This window comes from Saccharopolyspora sp. 6V, from assembly GCF_020176785.1.
Lineage (GTDB): Bacteria > Actinomycetota > Actinomycetes > Mycobacteriales > Pseudonocardiaceae > Saccharopolyspora_C > Saccharopolyspora_C gregorii.
Map to the genome: position 1 here is coordinate 34830 of NZ_JAIUKB010000051.1, position 18134 is coordinate 52963.

Here is an 18134-nt window from a genome sequence, read left to right on the forward strand (position 1 = left end):
TTCCGGCGCCCCGTTCCGCGTTCAGGGGGTGTAGTCCGGGAAGAACTCGGTGACCTTGCAAGTGTCGCAGTGTCCGAGTGCTTTGCTCCACTGGGATGATCGAGGCCAATCGTCCGGCAGAGCATTCCGCACTCGAACCTTTCGCTTGGCATGCCCGAAGCGACTCGCGATGGAGCTCAACAGCTCTTGATATTCTTTGATCTTCGCCGCCCGCGGGTACACATGGTTCGCGTGGCTCGCGTCGTTCAGCATGTATTGACCGCGCGTTGCCACCGCCTTCTCGACCTCACCGATGAAATCACCGGCATCCCCGTGCCGAGGCTCACCGCATCTCTGATGCATTGTTCGAATGTTGTAGAGATGCTCCTCAAGATCGCCGCAGGAGCCGAGAATTCCACCCTTCTCCTTCTTGCTCCTTTCCAAGGCCGGGAGGTACTTCAACCCGTTCGGCCCCAGGACCTCGAACAGGTCACAGACCACCGCTTCCAAAGTCTGCCTAGCCAGGTTGCCGGCCGCACTGCGCAACCAGAACTGGTCATCCGCATCCGGATGTTCCACGAACAGGCGTTGGAGCCGATCGGCGTAGTCCTGCGTCGACCGGGGCTTGAACCGGGACCGCGGGGCGGAACCGGACTGCCGGTCCAACTCGATGTACCACTGCGCGACGCAGGGAATCCGATGACCGTGGTGCTGCCACAACAACCGGACCAGCCGGTGATCGTGGGTCAACACGACCACTTGTCGCCCCTTCCCCGACTCGGGCTCCAGCAAGCTGCCGATACCGTCCTTCGCGAACTTCTCCACCGTCCCGATGTCGAGCATGTCCGTCGGATCGTCGATGATCAGCGGGCCTCCTGGATTCTCGCGCTCCAGCGCGGCGAGATGGACGGCCAGGCCCAGCATGTCCAGCTGCGAATCCGAGAGACGCCCGAGCGCGGGGATCTTCCCGCCACTCACGTCCACTTTCAGGCTCGGCCTCACCGTCGATGACGCGACCTCCAGCCGGACAAGAGGCGTCAAGTCCGGAGCGAGCCGCTGCATCCACGAGTCGATCGCGTCCTGCAATTCTGCAATCTTCGCCGACAGAACCTCCCCGCGCCGTTCCTTGATGCGTGTGGCCGCGGCCGTCACCGCCTTCGCCACGGCGTCGTTACTACGCTGCCCGTAGACGGCGTCCGCTACCTCGTGAGCGTTTTCCAGAACCCATTTCACGTTCGCCGACTCGCCGGACTCCAAGCTGTGTAGCGCGGCCAGCCGCAAGGACTCTGCCGTGCGGGCTCGCCCTACCACGTCCTCCCTGGCATTCGCGAGTTCTCGTAACGTCACGACGACCGAGCTCAAGACCACATCGGACAGAGAATGTTCGGCCTTGCGCACCGAGTCCAGCAACCTGTCAACCAGCGCTTTCCACCTGGCCGCATCGCCCGTCAGCTGCCCGTAGGCGGTTCGGAACTCCGGCCGTCGTCGCAGAACAGCCGCAGTGCGTCCTCGTCCCAGTGCGGCAGGTTCCATTCGAGTCGGCAGTCCGCGATCGTCCGGAGGGCGCCGCGGACAGCGACGAGGAGACGCTCCGTTTCCTCCCGGTCCAGTCGTTCCTGGCGCGAAGTCGCGAGGGCGCTCGAAATAGCGTCGAGACGCGCCGATGACACGGTCCCGTCCGCACAAGCCGGACACGTCTCGTCCGACACCGCCACGGCCTTGAATGCTTCAAGGAGACGCATCATCGAGCCCTCTGCGTCTCCCCCCGAGCGCCGGTCAAGCCGCTCCCTGCCACGAAGCGGTTCGACAGCCGCCACGAGTTCACCCGGATCCGGCACGACCGGAGGTGGCGCCACGACAGCGCGCCAGGCGACGTCGAGCTCGGGCCGTTCAGCCGCGATACCGCGATCACCAGTCGAAGATTCGAAGCGTTCCCTCGCCTCGCACTCAACCCGCTTGGTGATCTCGTCCCGCGTCATGCTCTGAACATCGTGCTCCGACAGGAAGGACCGGACCGCTTCGCGCAGCCGCTCCGAACCAGGCACCTGCGTGTTTTCCATCGCCCGCGCGTGCTCAGTCAACGCATCCTGCGCCGCGTCCCACTTCTCCGAAAGTTCGTGCAGCCCCAACGCGTGGACGAGCCTTTCGGCGCGGTCCACCCCTTTGGCGTTCAAGATCTCACGCAACCGGCGGCGGGCGAGCAAGTGCACAGGAGGTTTCTCGACAGCCCCGTTCTGCCAGTCACCGTCCCAGTTCGAGCTCCGGACAGAGCCGTTCTCCACCCAGTCGATCAACACGCGCGGTTCGATACCAGCGGATTTCCCCTGCACGCTCGAATGCAATACGTACCGTTGATCCTTGATCTCGGACGCGGATGCCCCGGCCTGCGCAGCCCGGGTCGTCTTCCCGCTGGTGAACAGCTCGACCGCGTCGACGAGGCTGGTCTTGCCGGTGCCGTTCTCGGCGTAGACGATCGTGAGGCCGCGGGAGAGTTCGAGTTCCTGCTCCTCGCCGAAGGAGCGGATTCCTTGCACGCGAATGGATTCGATGTGCCCGTCGAACGGCAGTTCCGGCTCCGAGGCGGGGGTGGCCGTGAGCTCGTCAACGATCTCCTTCGCCACCGTCCCGGGCGGCTCGGACAACTCCTCGAGCCGCTCCTCGAGCCGTTCCTCGATCCGCCGGATGATCTCGCGCCCCAGGTCTTCTTCCACGGACACCGCACCTCGTTCCAGCATTCGACACACTGACTGCGACAAATGCGAACACTACTGGTGCCGACGGCCTAGGTTTTCATTTCCCCATTCAGCCGAATGAAAGGAATATGCCGACGCAGACCGTGCCCGGATCGGCGGAACGGATTGCTCCGTCAGCGGCGCCGGTACGTCGAGAGGGTGATGGAGGCGGTGACCGGGAACGGGGTCGGGAGCTCGGCGATGCGGGCCGGGAGGGTGTCGGCGGTGTGCCAGGCGTTGGGTCCCATGCCGACGAGGGTGGCGAGCTCGGCCGGGCCCAGGTGCAGCGGGAACTCGCGGGTGGTGGTGGCGATCGGGTCGAAGTGGGTGGCGAGCTGCTCGGCGAGCCGCTGCGGTTTCCGCTCGTCCACGCTGAGCAGGCCCAGCACCGAGACGAGTTCGCCCAGGTGACCGGAGTTCGGGGTGACCACCAGCAGGTGCCCGCCGGGGCGCAGCACGCGGTGCGTCTCGGCGGGGTTGCGCGGGGCGAACGCGTTGAGCACCGAGCCGAGGGCGGCGTCGCGCAGCGGCAGTCCCTGCCAGGCGTCGGCGAGTACCGCGGACGCGCGCGGGTGCGCCTTCGCGGCGCGGCGGGAGGCGAACTTGGAGACGTCCAGCGCCACGCCGACCTCGCCGGGGACCCGGTCCAGCACCCGCGCCAGGTAGTGCCCGGTGCCCGCGCCCAGGTCCAGCAGCGGTCCACCGGTGTGGACTTCGGCCGCCGCGTCGGCCAGGGCCGTGGAGATCGGGTCGTAGTGGCCCGCGGCGAGGAAGTCGGCGCGGGCCGCGATCATCGGGGCGGTGTCGCCCGGCGCGGGGGCGCCCCGGCCGCCCAGCAGGCTCACGTAGCCCTGCTTGGCCAGGTCGAAGGAGTGGTTCGCGGCGCAGCGCAGCGCAGCACCATCCGGTTCCAGGCCCGCCCCGCAGTGCGGGCACGCCAACAGGCGCGCGACTTCGTCCAGCACTCGTTTCCCGCCTCCCCGACGCGGAATTCTAGGCGGCGCGCCGGGGCGCGATGACCGGGCCGCTCCCCCGCCGGCCGGCGCTCGGGTGCCGGGCCGCCGCGGTCCGGGGGCGGAGTAGGTTCCTCGGGACCGGGGAGGTGGGTGGGATGGGCGACGGCCTGCGTTGCGTCCGGCTCGACGACGGGTTCAGCTGCTACGTGCCGGAGAACTCGTCCGGCAGCACCGACGAGATCGGCTTCATCCACGCCGAGATCTTCCGCGACGAGTGCTACCTGCGCGGAGGCGTGGCGCTGCCCACCGACGCGGTGGTCGTCGACGTCGGTGCCAACGTCGGGCTGTTCAGCCTGTTCGTGAAGCGGCGGTGCCCCGCCGCCCGGATCCTCGCGCTGGAGCCGATGCCGGAGACGTTCCGCGCGCTGCGGGCGAACCTCGCGGGCGTCGACGGGGTGCGGGCGGTGCGGCAGGCCGTGGGCGCCGGTGCCGAGGACGCGGTCGCGTTCACCTACTTCCCGGACCTGCCGGGCAATTCGACCCGCTACCCGGGTACCAAGGAACTCGCCCGGCAGCACCCCACCGCGGGTGCCCTGCTGGCGGACGCCCGCGAGGTGGTGCTGCCGGTCCGGCGGCTGTCCGAGGTGCTCGCCGAAGCCGGCCTGCCGGAGCGCATCGACCTGCTCAAGATCGACGTGGAGGGTGCCGAGGCCGACGTGCTCGCGGGGATCGACGACCGGGACTGGCCGCGGGTGCGGCAGGTCGTCGCCGAGGTGCAGGGGCATCGCGGCGAGGCCGAAGCCGTGCTGGAACTGCTGCGGGGCAAGGGTTTCAGCGCGGACGCGGGCGCCACCGAGGACGAGCTCGACGACCTCGGCACCCGCCTGATCACCGCCCGGCGACCGCCGTGCGCGTAGTCCTGACCTGCCTGCCGTTCCGCTCGCACCTGGTGCCGCTGCTGGCGCCGTGCGCGCACGCGCTGCGCCGCGCCGGGCACCGGGTGGCGGTGGCCTGCGCCGCCGGGATGGCGGACGTCGTCGCCGAGTGCGGGCTGGAGCACCTGCCGCTGCCGCGGGTGCGGACCCTCGACGCGCTGCTGCGCGATCCGGCGGTGTCCGGCAGCCCCGGCATGCCCGAGCACGCCGAGGCCACCGGTTCCGACCGGACCACCGTCGAAGCCCGCCGGGCTCCCGGCCCGCTGACCAGGGCGTTCGCCGGTCCGCTCGCCGGGGTGCTCGCCGACGACCTGATCGGGGCCGCGGCCCGCTGGCAACCGGACCTGGTCGTGCGGGAGTGCAACGAGTTCGGCGGCTACCTCGCGGCGGAACGGCTCGGGCTGCCGCACGCCGTGCTCGACATCGCCCCGCACAGCGCGCTGAACCTGCCGTTCGTGCGCGGTGCCGTCGACGAGCAGCGGGTGCGGCTCGGCCTGGACCCGGTGGACGACGTGCGGCACTCGTACCGGACGCTGGTCGCCGGGGTCGTCCCGCAGGAGTGGTACCCCCCGGAACTGCGCACCGCTCGCACCTACCGGCCGGTGCCCGTGGCGGGCGCCGACCGGCTGCCCGCCGAGTTCGCCGACCTGCCCGGGGACCGGCCGCTGGTGCTGGCCGGGTTCGGCACGCTGGCGCCGGTGCTGATCCCGGAACTCGCGGCCGTGCAAGGGCTGCTGGTCGAGGCGCTGGGCCGGGTGCGCTGCACGGCGGTCGTGGCGCTCGGCAGCGACCCGCGGGAGTGGCGCGGGCCGCGGCCGGGCAACGTGCGGCTCGTCGAGCGCACCCCGCAGCGGGCGCTGCTGCACCGCGCGGACCTGTTCGTCTCGCACGGCGGGTTCGGCGGCGTGTTCGAGTCGCTGCTGACGGGGACCCCGGTGGTGGCGCTGCCGCTGTTCTCCGACCAGCCGGACAACGCGCGCCGCACCGCCGAACTGGGGCTCGGCGCCGAAGTGGACCTCGGGACGACGAGCCCGGCGGCGCTGGCGCGGGTGTGCGCCGAGGTGCTGGGCGACCGCGCGGTGCGGGACCGGGTGGAGCGGATGTCCCGGTCGCTGCGCGCGGCCCCGGACCTCGACGCGCTCGCCGCGGACCTCGTCGCCCACGCTCGCTGACCGGCGGGGCCCGCATTCGGCCGCGGCCACGTGGGCACCCCAAGTGGGAGGAGGGAGCGCGATGGGTTCCTGGTTCTGGGCGCCGGAGTACGCGCAGGCGCGGGAGGTGTGCACCCGACTGGTCGGCCTGGCGTACCTGCTGGGCTTCGCGGCTGCGGTGCACCAGTTCCGCCCGCTGGCCGGGGAGCACGGGCTCACCCCGGCACCGCGGTTCCTGCGCGCGGTGGGGTTCCGGCGCAGCCCGAGCCTGTTCCACCTGCACTACTCGGACCGCGCGTTCGGCGCGGTCGCCTGGACCGGGGTGCTGCTGGGCCTGGCGGCGGTGCTCGGCGTGGTGGCGGCGCTGCCGCTGTGGGCGTGGATGCTGGGGTGGCTGGTGCTGTGGGCGCTGTACCTGTCGATCGTGAACATCGGTCAGGTCTGGTACGGCTTCGGCTGGGAGTCGCTGCTGCTCGAAGCGGGCTTCCTGGTGATCTTCCTGGGCCCGGCGCACACCGCTCCCCCGGCGCCGGTGCTGTGGCTGCTGTGCTGGCTGCTGTTCCGCGTGGAGTTCGGCGCCGGGCTGATCAAGCTGCGCGGCGACTCCTGTTGGCGCGACCTGACGGCGCTGCACCACCACCACGAGACGCAGCCGATGCCGGGTCCGCTCAGCCGGTTCTTCCACCGGCTCCCCGGGCCGCTGCACGAGGCCGAAGTGCTGGCGAACCACGGGACGCAGCTGGTGGTGCCGTTCGCGCTGTTCGCGCCGCAGCCGATCGCGGACGTGGCGGCGGTGCTCGTCGTGCTCACCCAGTGCTGGCTGCTGCTGAGCGGCAACTTCGCCTGGCTGAACCTGGTCACGATCGCGCTGGCGTGCTCGGCGATGGACGACCGGCTGCTGCGGTTCCCCGCCCCGGAGATGCGGGATTCCCCGCTGTGGCACCAAGTCCTCGTGCTCGCGCTGGCGGCGGGGATGCTGGTGATCGCCCGCCACCCGGTGCGCAACATGCTCGGCCGCCACCAGGTGATGAACCGCAGCTTCAACCGGCTGCACCTGGGCGGCACGTACGGCGCGTTCGGTTCGGTGACTCGCACCCGCTACGAGGTCGTCGTCGAGGGAACTCCCGACCGCAGCGGGGGATCCGGCTGGCGCGAGTACGAGTTCCCCGGCAAACCGGGAGATCCGCGCCGCCGCCCGCCGCAGGTGGCGCCGTACCACCTGCGGCTGGGCTGGCTGCTCTGGTTCGTGGCGATCTCGCCGGGCTACGGCCGCGGCTGGATGCCCGCCCTGCTGCGCGGATTGCTGCGCGGCGACCGCGGGATCCGCCGCCTGCTGCGGCACGACCCGTTCCCGGACGAGCCGCCGGTGCTGGTCCGCGCGCGGCTGTACCGCTACCGCTTCGCGGACCGCGCCGAGCGCCGGGCGGGCCGCTGGTGGTCCCGCGAACCGGCGGGCGACCTGCTCCCGCCGATGTCGGCCGCGGACCTGCCCGGCTGACCGGTCACCAGGTGGGGCGCAGCGGCATGCCGGCGGCTCCGTCGTCGAGGCGGACGGCGAGCATCTGGTGCAGCTGGATGTTGTTCAGCTCGAAGCCCAGCCGCGAACCCGCCATGTACAGCCGCCAGATCCGCGCCCGCGCCGGACCGACCTCCCGCACCGCCTCGTCCCAGTGCGCCTCCAGGTTCGCGCACCAGTCCCGCAGCGTGAGCGCGTAGTGCTCGCGCAGGTTCTCGGTGTGCCGGACCTCGAACCCGTTGTCGTGCATCGCCGACATGAGCGTCCCGGGGCCTTCCAGCTCGCCGTCGGGGAACACGTAGCGGCCGATGAACTTGCCGGGCTTGGAGGCCCGGGTGCCGTCGGGCCGGGTGATGGAGTGGTTGAGGAACCGGCCGCCGGGCCGCAGCTTCGCGCGCATCGCGGAGAAGTAGGCGGGCAACTGCGCGAGTCCGATGTGCTCGGTCATGCCGATGGAGCTGATCGCGTCGAAGTCGGTCTCCGGCACGTCGCGGTAGTCCAGGTGCCGCACCTCGGCGAGGTCGGCGAGGCCGCGGTCCACGATGGCCTTCTGCGCCCACTGCGCCTGCTGCCGGGAGAGGGTGACGCCGATGGCCCGCACCCCGTAGTGCTCGGCCGCGTGCATCACCATGCCGCCCCAGCCGCAGCCGACGTCGAGCAGCCGCATGCCCTCCTGCAGCCCGAGCTTGCGCGCCACCAGGTCGTGCTTGCCGAACTGCGCCTGCTCCAGGGTGGCGTCGGCGTCCGGGTACACCGCGCAGGTGTAGGCCATCGACGGGCCCAGCACCCACTCGTAGAACCGGTTCGACACGTCGTAGTGGTAGGACACGGACTTGCTGTCCCGCAGCTTCGAGTGCCGCAGGCCGCCGCGCGGCCGGTACTCCTCCGGCGGCGGGCCGACCGGCCACCAGAACCGCTGCGCGCCGAGCCGGACCGCCAGGTCGAGCTTGGTGCGGGCGGGAACTTCCGCGATGGCGATCGACGGGAACCGGGACAGCGCCTCGTGCATGTCGCCGTGCACCTCCAGCGCCCCGGTGACGTAGGCCCTCGCGAGCCCCAGCTCGTCCGGGGAGGCCGCCAGGTGCGACAACGCCAGCGGAGAGCGGATCTCCACCGCGACGTCGGCTCCGGCCCGTCCCGCGCGGCTCCCGTCGTAGGCGCGGAACTCGACGTCGAGCCCGTCGCCCAGGATGCGCGGGAACACCTCTGCCCAACCCATGTTCGGTTCTCCTCCCTGCTGGCCCTACCGCTTGCCGACGCACTTCTCGTACAGGCCGGGAAGGCGGTCGTCCGGGTCGTAGCGCCGCTTCAACTTCTCGTAGGCGGGACGGTTGTAGAGCCGCCAGAACTCCTCCGGCTCGTAGAACGAGTCGGAGTACAGCGACTTGTGCCCGTCCAGTTCGCCGACCACGTCTTCGATGGCGCGGTTGTAGTAGCCCGGGGCGTCGCCCGGTTTGGTGTCCACTGCGGACCAGAAGCCCACGTTGACGTAGAGCTCCGCCGGATCCATCGGGTACAGCGACCAGCCCTGCGGGTCGCGCAGCCGGACCGGGCACAGCCAGACCGGTTCGATGCCGATCTCGCGGTGGAAGAACTCCAGGAACTCGGGCAGCCGGCGCACCGGGATCTCCACGTCCTGGATCACCGGTTCGCTGCCCGCGGCGCCGCGGGCGCGGGCGAGCCGGTCGGAGAACCCGGCGCGGCGGTCCCAGGCCACGATGCGCCGGTACACGTCGGAGCGGCGGTACTTGCGCGGCCACAGCGCGCGGACCGCGGGTCGCTGCACGCCGAACGCGCGGGAGCACCAGAACCAGTCGGTGTCCCAGCGCCACAGGTAGTCGTGGGTCGTCAGGTGGTCGGTCTGCTGCTCGCGCAGCGACCGGTAGTAGATGCGCCGGCCGGTGTAGTCGCTGGTGCCGGGCGCTTCGTCCACGTAGGTGCCGACGGTGAGGTACTGCTCGTCGGCGGCGAACACGGTGCCGTCGACGAAGTCGACGCGGTGGCCTTCGAACTCGCCGTCGCGGCAGATCTCCTCGATGGCGGCGGTGCACTCCTCGGCGGTGGAGAACCGGATGTGCCGCAGCCGCACGTAGGGCCGGGTGCGTTCGACCTCCACTTCGAGGCGCAGCGCGTAGCCGAGGGTGCCGTAGGAGTTCGGGAAGCCGCGGTAGAGGGCGGCGTGCTCGTTGTCCGGCCGAGCCACCACGACCTCGCCGGAGCCGGTGAGGATCTCCATCTCGCGCACCGATTCGTGCGGCAGCCCGCTGCGGAACGAGCTGGCCTCGATGCCGAGCCCGGCGACCGCGCCGCCGAGGGTGATCGTCTTGAGCTGCGGGATGACCAGCGGCATCCGGCCGGTGGGCAGGTGCGCGGCCACGACGGACTCGTAGGTGGCCATGCCCTGCACCTGCGCGGTGCCCGCGTCGGGGTCGACGGACAGGACGCGGTTCAGCTTGCCGACGTCGAGGCCGGTGGTGGTGCCGGGAGCGCGGAACCGGAACAGGTTGCTGGTGGGTTTCGCGAGCCGCACCTGCTGCCCGGGCGGGATCTTCGCGTACTGGTCGACCAAGGCGGCGACCTCGTCGGAGTGGTTCGCTGACACGGCTCCCGAGGTACCCGGATCGACTCCCATGGCTTCGACCCTATTGCTCCGGCGGGGACCCGGCATCCCACTTCTGCCAGCTCGTCGGCCTGCGAGCACCGGCACGTCCGGACAAATCGCCCATTTCCCGATCGGCCGGCCTGCGGCGGGCGGAACCCGATTCAGTTGCGTCACGCAACCGATTTCGCAGGTCACCCGACCAGGCGAGACCCGGCACCCCCGGCCCGCGGTAGTCGCCCGACCAGGCCCGTTGCGCCGATCGAGCGATCTCGATCACACCGGTCGCCGCGGCCGCCCGAACGGCCCAGCCCGTGCCCACCCGGCCACCGAGCGTGCGCCGGGCGGCGGACCCGCGCGGACGGGCCGCCCGCGGCGGGGTCAGCGGGCGCGGCGCAAGGCGTAGGCGCGCAGGCCGCGGAAGCTCTGCACCTTCGTCGGGCCGATCGACGTCAGCGAGTACGCCGGGTGCGCCCGCAGCGAGGTCGCCAGCTCCCGGTCCACCAGCGCCGACGCCGGCCGCGCCACCGAGGTGAGCCTGCTGGCGATGTTCACCGTGGACCCGTAGACGTCGCCGAACCGCGCCAGCACCGGGCCCTGCGCCAAGCCGATCCGCAGCGGCGGCAGCTTGCCGGAACCGGGAATCCGCTCGTTCAGCGTCAACGCGATCTCGGCGGCGTCGGCCGCGGTGTCGGTGACGAACAGGACCTCGTCGCCGACGGTCTTCACGATGCGGCCGCGGTTCTCCGCGACCACCGCCGTCGCGGTCTCCTCGAACTCGTCGATGAGCCTGCCCAGCTCGACCTCGCTGAAGTCGCGGATCAGGCGGGTGTAGCCGACCAGGTCGGCGAAGCCGATCACCTGGAGCCGCTCGTCGCCGTCCCCGACCTGCTCGGTCAGCTCGCGCGCCGCGGTCGCCGCGAGGTGCCTGCGCCACACGTAGCCCTGCAGGTCCTCCATCACCGGGGTGATCGCCTCGGCGAACTGCGCGGTCACGTCCAGGTCCTCGGCGAAGCGGTCGCCGAGCACCGAGCGGAAGATCGCCACCTGCCACTCGGCGAGCCGCGACATGGTCTGCGCCAGGGTGCGGGCGACCGCCGTCTCCAACTCCGCGGTGATCACGTCGGCGGAGACGAGCTGCACGAGCATGCGCACCGCCCGCACGTCCGCGTCGGTGAACACCACCTCGTGGTCCTCGACGTGGGCGAAGCCCATCGCCTGCCACAACCGCTCCGCGCGGGCGAGCTCCACGCCTGCCGCCTCGGCGACGGCCGCCTTGGTGTACTTCGGTTCGCCGCCCAGCAGCGCCTTCTCGACCTCGTGGCCCAGCGGGGATTCCGCTCGGCCGCGAGGCCCGTCCTCATCGCGAGGTCCGGACAACGAGCACATCACAATCCGCCCGGCGGGAGACCTCGGAAGGCACCGAGCCGAGCAATCGGCCTTTGAGCGTGTTCAAACCCCTGCTGCCCACCACGAGCAGATCCGCCGACACCTTGCCCGCGACCTCCACCAGCGACGTCACCGGCGCGCCCACGACCGCGACCGTCTCCACCTCGGTGGCGCCGGTCTGCGCGGCCAGGTCGGCGGCCTCCAGCAGCGTCTGCTCCGCCGGGGCCGAGCCGATCACCTGGAACGCCTCGCCGCCCAGCTCGTCCTGGGCCTGCTCGACCTCGCGCTCGCTGCTCGGGTAGTAGGCGCACACGATGACCAGTGTGGCCGACGTGTCGGCGGCCACCGCCGCCGCCTTCGTCACCGCTCGCAACGAGGGCGTCGACCCATCCGTTCCGACGACGACACTCCGGTAGCTGGACATCAGCCGATCACCCTCCATCGCGTGACGCGCGCGGCGCGCGGACGTGAACACTAACGACCGGGCGGCACGCGCGTCACGCCGTTCGGGCAAGACTTCCCCAGGAGCACGCGCGCGCTCGCGCGAACGCGTCGAATCGTGATCTCGATCGATCATCGTGTGGATCGACAACGGGCGGCCCGGAACGTCGTCGCGCCCCACAACCACCCGGGTGGTGCGGGGCGCGTACGTTTCCCGCCAACTTCGAAGATGATCAGGAGGACGCGATGGCGGAACCTGGGCTCAGCCCCGGCAAGGGGATCCTGCGGCGCAAACCCATCGACGCGATCAGCGAGGACGATGGCGAGTCCGGCGGGCTCCAGCGCACCCTCGGGTTGTGGCAGCTGACCGCGATCGGCGTCGGCGGCATCATCGGCGCGGGCATCTTCTCGCTCGCCGGGGCCGTCGCCCACGGCAAGGCCGGTCCCGCGGTGCTGGTCTCGTTCCTCATCGCGGGGATCGCCAGCGCCGCGGCGGCGTTCTCCTACGCCGAGTTCGCGGGGATGATCCCGAAAGCCGGTTCGGCCTACACCTACGGCTACGCGGTGCTCGGCGAGATCGTCGGCTGGCTCATCGGCTGGGACCTGCTGCTGGAGTACACCGCGATCGTGTCCGTGGTGGCCATCGGCATCTCCGGGTACTTCACCGAGCTGCTCGGGTTCCTGCACGTCGAGCTGCCGCTGTGGATGGTCGGCGCCCCGGGCACCGAGGGCGGGGACGCGCCACCCGGCAGCTACAAGATCAACCTGTTCGCGGTGCTGCTGTGCCTGCTCATCGCGTTCGTGCTCAACCAGGGCATGAAGAACGCCGCCCGGTTCGAGACCGCGCTGGTCTACCTCAAGGTCGGCGTCGTGCTGCTCGTCGTCATCGTCGGCGCGTTCCACATCAACGCGGGCAACTACACGCCGTTCTTCCCGTTCGGCATCGGCGGTGCCATCACCGGCGCGGCGACCGTGTTCTTCGCGGTGTTCGGCTACGACGCGATGTCCACCGCGGCGGAGGAGTCCAAGGACTCGCAGAAGCACATGCCGAAGGCGATCCTGTACTCGCTGATCATCTCGATGGTGCTGTACGTGCTGGCCTGCCTGGTGCTGACCGGCATGATCCCGTACCAGGAGATCAGCGAGGAAAGCGCGTTCGCCACCGCGTTCGCCGACGTGGGCCTGCCCGTGGTCGGTGCGATCATCGCCGTCGGCGCCATCCTCGGCATCCTCACCGTGCTGTTCACCTTCATGCTCGGCGCCACCCGCGTCGGGTTCGCCATGTCCCGCGACGGGCTGCTGCCGAAGTGGTTCTCCCGCACCCACCCGGTGCGGAAGGTGCCGTCCCGGTTCACCTGGCTCATCAGCATCGTCTCCGCCGTGTTCGCCGGGCTGCTGCCCATCGAGGAGGCCGCGGAGCTGACCAACATCGGCATCCTGCTGGCGTTCGTCGTGGTCTGCGCCGCGGTGATCGTGCTGCGCTACAAGCGGCCCGAGCTGCCGCGCGGGTTCCGCACGCCCGGCATGCCGGTGGTGCCGCTGATCGGCATCGTGTTCTCGCTGTGGCTGGTGACGTTCCTGGCGCCGGAGACGTGGCTGCGGTTCGGCGTCTGGTTCGCGATCGGGCTGGTGGTATATGCGGCGTACGGCTACCGCCACTCGAAGATGAACCAGCCTTCCGACGACTGACGGACGGTCTCCCCGCTTCTGCTGCGTCGTGGTGGGGTGGCGGAACCTCAGCCGCTTCCTCGCTGCGGGATCTTTTTCCCAAGTGGCTCCGCCACGAGGGAAAAAGCTGTCCTCTCGAGGAAGCGGCTGAGAACCCGCGGGTGGTCCGGTTGCGTGCTGGGTCGCCGCTCAGCGGCTTCGCCGCTGACAGGACAAAGCCACGAACCGCCGGGGAGGTTCGACGGTCGGCCGTCATCCCGACCTCCGGTGGGTGGTGAGTCGACGATCACCTGATCGGCCCCGGGTGCGGTGCAGTGCGTCACAGCGCGCCCGGGGGCCCGAGATCTAGGGTTGCCGGTGCCGTCGAGCTCGGCGGCACCGGTGCGGACCGGCCGAAGCAGCCGAGAGCCGGCCGGTCCTCAACGTCGAGGGGTGTGCGCCGTGACGCGAGTCCGCGAACTGAGCCCGTACGTCGAACTGCACCGCAAGCAGTGGCGGGAGCTCAGCGACTCGCTGCCGCTGCCCCTCACCCACTCCGAGCTGGAGGCGCTGCGCGGCCTCGGCGAACCCGTCGACCTCGACGAGGTCGCCGACGTCTACCTGCCGCTGTCCCGCCTGATCAACCTGCAGGTCGCCGCGCGGCAGCGGCTGCACGACAGCACCACCACGTTCCTCGGCGAGACCGCGCCGAAGGTGCCGTTCGTGATCGGCCTCGCCGGCAGCGTCGCCGTCGGCAAGTCCACCACCGCGCGCATCCTGCGGGCGCTGCTGGCGCGCTGGCCCGACCACCCGCAGGTCGACCTGGTCACCACCGACGGGTTCCTGCACTCCAAGGCCGAACTGGTCCGGCGCGGCATCATGCACCGCAAGGGCTTCCCGGAGAGCTACGACCGGCGGGCGCTGCTGCGCTTCGTCACCGAGGTCAAGTCCGGGGCCGAGTCGGTGACCGCGCCGGTGTACTCGCACCTCGCCTACGACATCCTGCCCGGGCACGAGCAGGTGGTGCGGCAGCCGGACATCCTCATCGTGGAAGGGCTCAACGTCCTGCAGCCCGGGCCGAGCCTCGCCGTGTCCGACCTGTTCGACTTCTCCATCTACGTGGACGCGCACACCGACCACATCGAGCGCTGGTACACCGACCGGTTCCTGGCGCTGCGCGGCACCGCGTTCGCCGACCCCGAGTCGCACTTCCACCACTTCGCCGGCCTCTCCGACGAGGACGCGCGGGCCGAGGCGCACCACCTGTGGCACACCATCAACCGGCCCAACCTGGTGGACAACATCCTGCCGACCCGGCCGCGCGCCACCCTGGTGCTGCGCAAGGACGGCGACCACGCCATCAACCGGGTGCGGCTGCGCAAGCTCTGATCAACGGCCCTGCCTGCGGTGCAGGAGCAGGTGCAGCTGCGTCGTCAGGCGTTCGGCGGGGTCCGCGAGGTCGATGCCGGTGATCTCGCCCGCGCGGCGGATGCGGTGCCGCAGCGTGTTCGGGTGCACGTGCAGCGCGGCGCTCGCGGACCGCACGTCGCCGAAGTGCTCCAGGTACGCCAGCACCGACCGCGCCAGCGCCCCCGAGTGCTCGGCGTCGTGGGCGAACAGCGCGTCCAGCCGCGGGTCGCGGAACCGCTCGTTGCCGCCGAGCACCGTCAGCAGCTCGCTGAGCACCACGCGGGAGCGCACGTCGGCGATGGTGGCGATCGGCGCGTCCAGGTCGTGGCCCATCGCGTCCAGCACCCGGTCCGCCTCGGCGCGCGAGTGCGGCACCTCGTCCAGCCCGGCCACCACCGAACCCACCCCGGCCTGCACCGCGGCCCGCAGCTGCTGCCCGGCGGCGGCCGCGATCTCCCTGGTCATGCCGAGCACCCCGGGCAGCGCGTGCACCGGCAGGTCCGGCAGCAGCACGTACACCCGCGAGCCGAGCGTCGTCACCAGCGCGCTGCGCCGGTAGGCGGCGGCGTGCACCGAGATCAACCCGGTCATCTCGGCGCGCTCCAGCTCCAGCTCCGGCCGGTTCGACACCCCGGCCCGGCCGCGCAGCGCGAACACCACGACCACCGCGGGCCGGGACGCGTCGGCGCCGATGTTGCCCGCGACGCTGGCCGCGTCGACCTTGCCGTCGAGCAGCCCGATCAGCAGGTTCTCCCGCAGCCGGGGGGCGGCGCTGGCCTCGGCGCGCTGCCGGATCAGCTGCACGGCAGCGACCCGAGCTGCGCCGAGCAGCGCGCGCTGCGACCGCTCCTCCAGCGGACGGGACCCCTCCTGCACCCAGATGGTGCCCAGCGGCTGCGCGCCCGCGTGGATGCCGACCGCCATCCGGCGCCGGATGCCCAGATCGGGGCGTTCGTCGACGCCCACGACCTCCTCGCCGGAACGCAGCCGCTCGTACACGCCCCACTCACGCAGCATCGCCAGGTACGGCTCCGGGCCGCGGCGGCCCAGGATGGACAGCCTGCGCAGCTCGTCCACCTCGTCGTCGGAGCGGGAGTAGGCGAGGACCCGGCTGGCGGTGTCCTCGATGCTGACGCTGCCGCCGGTCATGGCCGCGACGGTCTGGGCGAGCGCGAACAGGTCTCCCGGCGCCTCCCCCGCGTCCGCTTCGACGGTGAGCCGCGCGTTGTCCACGACGGTGCGCACCAGCGACTCCAGCTGCTCCCAGCGCACCTCCGGCCACACCCCGAACAGGGCGATGCCGGCGTCCAGCGCGGCGTCCCGGAGCACCGCCGCGTCCTGCTCGGCCTGGGTCTTCACCGCCACCGCGGCGGCCCCGTCCCGCGCGGCGGACCGGACCTGGCGCAGCGCGGAGCGGCCGCGGGCGCCGATCACCAGCACCAGGTCGCCGGGGTTGGCCGCCGCGTCCTCGTCGGGTTCGGCGATCACCACGTCCCGCACGTCCACGTCCAGGCCGGCCGGGGCGGCGAGCAGGTCGATCAGCGGTTCGCCGACGGCGACGAGCAGCTGCCGCAGCGGCGCTCCGGGCGCGGCCGGGCCACGCGGGTCCTCGTCCAACCGAACAACACGCTCCCCTCAACGATGGCCGATCGTACAGCCGCAGCGGCCCGTCCCGCTCCTACTGTTCTGGGTATTCCAGAACCCCAGCCGACCCGCGAGGAGGCGACAGGCATGGACGCCATCACCACCGTCCCAGCCCCGAGCAACGAACCGGTCAAGTCCTACGCCCCCGGCTCCGCCGAGCGGGAATCGCTGCACAAGCGCATCGCCGAGCTCGAATCCGAGCGCCTCGACCTCACGTCCACCATCGACGGCGTGCAGCGGATGGCGGGCGGCGACCGCTTCGACGTGGTGCAGCCGCACGACCACGCGCACGTGCTCGGCACCTCCGCGCAGGCCACCCGCGAGGACGTCGCCGACGCGGTGCGCGCCGCCAAGAACGCCGCCCCCGGCTGGGCCGCCACCCCGTTCGACGAGCGCGCCGCGGTGCTGCTGCGCGCCGCCGACCTGCTCGCCGGGCCGTGGCGGGACACCATCAACGGCGCCACCGTGCTCGGGCAGTCCAAGTCGGTGCAGCAGGCCGAGATCGACGCGGCCTGCGAGTTCATCGACTTCCTGCGGTTCAACGTGCACTACGCGCGCCGCATCCTCGCCGAGCAGCCCACCTCGGTGCCGAACGAGTGGAACCGGATGGAGTACCGGCCGCTGGACGGTTTCGTCACCGCCATCACCCCGTTCAACTTCACCGCCATCGCCGGGAACCTGCCCACCGCGCCCGCGCTGATGGGCAACACCGTGGTGTGGAAGCCGACGCCGTCGCAGCAGTTCGCCGCGCACTTCACCATGCGGATGTTCGAGGCCGCCGGGCTGCCCCCGGGCGTGATCAACCTGGTCACCGGGGACGGGCAGGCCGTCAGCGAGGTCGCGCTGGCCGACCCGGACTTCGCGGGCCTGCACTTCACCGGCTCGACCGGCACGTTCAAGAAGCTGTGGCGCACCGTCGCCGAGAACCTCGACTCCTACCGCAGCTACCCGCGGATCGTCGGCGAGACCGGCGGCAAGGACTTCATCGTGGTGCACCCGTCGGCGGACCCGGCCCCGCTGGCCACCGCGTTCGCCCGCGGCGCCTTCGAGTACCAGGGGCAGAAGTGCTCGGCGGCGTCCCGCGCCTACGTGCCGCGCTCGATCTGGGAGGGCGGGCTGCGCGACGAGCTGGCGGAGCTGACCCGGACGATCAGCTTCGGCGACGTCACCGACTTCGGCCACTTCGGCGGCGCGGTCATCGACGCGCGGGCGTTCGCGAAGCACAAGACCGCGCTGGAGCGGGCCCGCACCACCTCCTCGATCGAGGTGCTGGCCGGTGGCGGCTGCGACGACTCGGTCGGCTACTTCGTCGAGCCGACGGTGCTGGTCTGCGACGACCCGGCCGACGAGGTGTTCACCACCGAGTACTTCGGGCCGATCATCGCGGTGCACGTCTACGACGACGCCCGCTACGCGGAGATCCTCGACGTGGTCGACGCGTCCAGCCCGTACGCGCTGACCGGCGCTGTGTTCGCCACCGACCGGTCCGCGATCGAGCTGGCGCACCGGAAGCTGCGGCAGGCGGCGGGGAACTTCTACGTCAACGACAAGCCCACCGGGTCCATCGTGTCCCGCCAGCCGTTCGGCGGGGGCCGTGCCTCCGGCACCAACGACAAGGCCGGGTCGATGTTCAACATCCAGCGCTGGACCAGCCCGCGCGCCATCAAGGAGACGTTCGTCGCGCCCACCGGGCTCGGCTACCCGCACATGGACTGATCCGATCCGCTTCGCACCT

Annotated in this window: 14 protein-coding genes; 6 read left to right on the plus strand and 8 right to left on the minus strand. The window is 71.2% G+C overall.

Features of this window, described 5'->3' with window-relative positions; genetic code table 11:
• Positions 1 to 21: 21 nt before the first annotated feature.
• The 3 genes from LCD35_RS11310 to LCD35_RS11320 all read right to left on the minus strand — a co-directional run bounded on the left by LCD35_RS11310 (position 22) and on the right by LCD35_RS11320 (position 3676).
• On the minus strand, positions 22 to 1377 hold the full coding sequence (locus tag LCD35_RS11310) for a hypothetical protein (RefSeq protein WP_225044143.1): 1356 nt from the start codon (positions 1375 to 1377) through the stop codon (positions 22 to 24).
• A gap of 50 nt (positions 1378 to 1427) precedes the next feature.
• Complete coding sequence (locus LCD35_RS11315) at positions 1428 to 2690, minus strand: ATP-binding protein (RefSeq protein ID WP_225044144.1); 1263 nt, start codon at positions 2688 to 2690, stop codon at positions 1428 to 1430.
• A 155-nt stretch (positions 2691 to 2845) separates the two neighbouring features.
• On the minus strand, positions 2846 to 3676 hold the full coding sequence (locus LCD35_RS11320; protein ID WP_225044145.1) for a putative RNA methyltransferase: 831 nt from the start codon (positions 3674 to 3676) through the stop codon (positions 2846 to 2848).
• Positions 3677 to 3822: 146 nt separating this feature from the next.
• Between LCD35_RS11320 and LCD35_RS11325 the strand changes: the two genes are divergently transcribed.
• The 3 genes from LCD35_RS11325 (at position 3823) to LCD35_RS11335 (ending at position 7251) form a co-directional block, all read left to right on the plus strand.
• Complete coding sequence (locus LCD35_RS11325) at positions 3823 to 4584, plus strand: FkbM family methyltransferase (RefSeq protein WP_224956210.1); 762 nt, start codon at positions 3823 to 3825, stop codon at positions 4582 to 4584.
• A complete protein-coding gene (locus tag LCD35_RS11330) occupies positions 4575 to 5774 on the plus strand; it encodes a glycosyltransferase (RefSeq protein WP_224967346.1) in 1200 nt (399 codons plus the stop codon). The genes LCD35_RS11325 and LCD35_RS11330 overlap by 10 nt, the downstream gene beginning before the upstream one ends.
• 61 nt (positions 5775 to 5835) lie before the next feature.
• Positions 5836 to 7251: a lipase maturation factor family protein gene (locus tag LCD35_RS11335; protein ID WP_225044146.1), complete on the plus strand. Its 1416-nt coding sequence runs from the start codon at positions 5836 to 5838 to the stop codon at positions 7249 to 7251.
• Between the two features lie 4 nt (positions 7252 to 7255).
• On the opposite strand, the gene LCD35_RS11340 is transcribed toward LCD35_RS11335, so the two are convergent.
• The 4 genes from LCD35_RS11340 to LCD35_RS11355 all read right to left on the minus strand — a co-directional run bounded on the left by LCD35_RS11340 (position 7256) and on the right by LCD35_RS11355 (position 11681).
• Entirely contained in the window at positions 7256 to 8488 is a 1233-nt protein-coding gene (locus tag LCD35_RS11340) for a cyclopropane-fatty-acyl-phospholipid synthase family protein (RefSeq protein ID WP_224956213.1), read from the minus strand.
• Positions 8489 to 8512: 24 nt separating this feature from the next.
• Entirely contained in the window at positions 8513 to 9901 is a 1389-nt protein-coding gene (locus LCD35_RS11345) for an FAD-binding oxidoreductase (protein WP_225044147.1), read from the minus strand.
• A 348-nt stretch (positions 9902 to 10249) separates the two neighbouring features.
• Positions 10250 to 11248, minus strand: coding sequence for an adenylate/guanylate cyclase domain-containing protein (locus LCD35_RS11350; protein ID WP_225044148.1), 999 nt, complete (start codon positions 11246 to 11248; stop codon positions 10250 to 10252).
• Positions 11229 to 11681 carry a universal stress protein gene (locus tag LCD35_RS11355; protein WP_224956216.1) on the minus strand — a complete coding sequence of 151 codons (453 nt, stop codon included), beginning with the start codon at positions 11679 to 11681 and terminating at the stop codon, positions 11229 to 11231. Before LCD35_RS11355 ends, LCD35_RS11350 begins: the two co-directional genes overlap by 20 nt.
• 263 nt (positions 11682 to 11944) lie before the next feature.
• On the opposite strand from LCD35_RS11355, the gene LCD35_RS11360 reads away from it, so the two are divergent.
• Positions 11945 to 13387: an amino acid permease gene (locus LCD35_RS11360; protein WP_225044149.1), complete on the plus strand. Its 1443-nt coding sequence runs from the start codon at positions 11945 to 11947 to the stop codon at positions 13385 to 13387.
• Positions 13388 to 13807: 420 nt separating this feature from the next.
• On the plus strand, positions 13808 to 14734 hold the full coding sequence (coaA, locus tag LCD35_RS11365) for a type I pantothenate kinase (protein ID WP_224956218.1): 927 nt from the start codon (positions 13808 to 13810) through the stop codon (positions 14732 to 14734).
• Here coaA and LCD35_RS11370 read toward each other — a convergent pair whose 3' ends face one another.
• A complete protein-coding gene (locus tag LCD35_RS11370; RefSeq protein WP_224956219.1) occupies positions 14735 to 16372 on the minus strand; it encodes a CdaR family transcriptional regulator in 1638 nt (545 codons plus the stop codon).
• A gap of 114 nt (positions 16373 to 16486) precedes the next feature.
• On the opposite strand from LCD35_RS11370, the gene pruA reads away from it, so the two are divergent.
• Positions 16487 to 18115, plus strand: coding sequence for an L-glutamate gamma-semialdehyde dehydrogenase (gene pruA, locus LCD35_RS11375; protein ID WP_224956220.1), 1629 nt, complete (start codon positions 16487 to 16489; stop codon positions 18113 to 18115).
• Positions 18116 to 18134 lie beyond the last annotated feature (19 nt).

Excerpts from the sequence above, each read along its gene's own strand:
- LCD35_RS11360 (WP_225044149.1), top strand. The coding sequence starts at position 11,945 with ATGGCGGAACCTGGGCTCAGCCCCGGCAAGGGGATCCTGCGGCGCAAA.
- pruA (WP_224956220.1), top strand. The coding sequence starts at position 16,487 with ATGGACGCCATCACCACCGTCCCAGCCCCGAGCAACGAACCGGTCAAG.
- LCD35_RS11340 (WP_224956213.1), bottom strand. The coding sequence starts at position 8,488 with ATGGGTTGGGCAGAGGTGTTCCCGCGCATCCTGGGCGACGGGCTCGAC.
- LCD35_RS11325 (WP_224956210.1), top strand. The coding sequence starts at position 3,823 with ATGGGCGACGGCCTGCGTTGCGTCCGGCTCGACGACGGGTTCAGCTGC.
- LCD35_RS11345 (WP_225044147.1), bottom strand. The coding sequence starts at position 9,901 with ATGGGAGTCGATCCGGGTACCTCGGGAGCCGTGTCAGCGAACCACTCC.
- LCD35_RS11355 (WP_224956216.1), bottom strand. The coding sequence starts at position 11,681 with ATGTCCAGCTACCGGAGTGTCGTCGTCGGAACGGATGGGTCGACGCCC.
- LCD35_RS11335 (WP_225044146.1), top strand. The coding sequence starts at position 5,836 with ATGGGTTCCTGGTTCTGGGCGCCGGAGTACGCGCAGGCGCGGGAGGTG.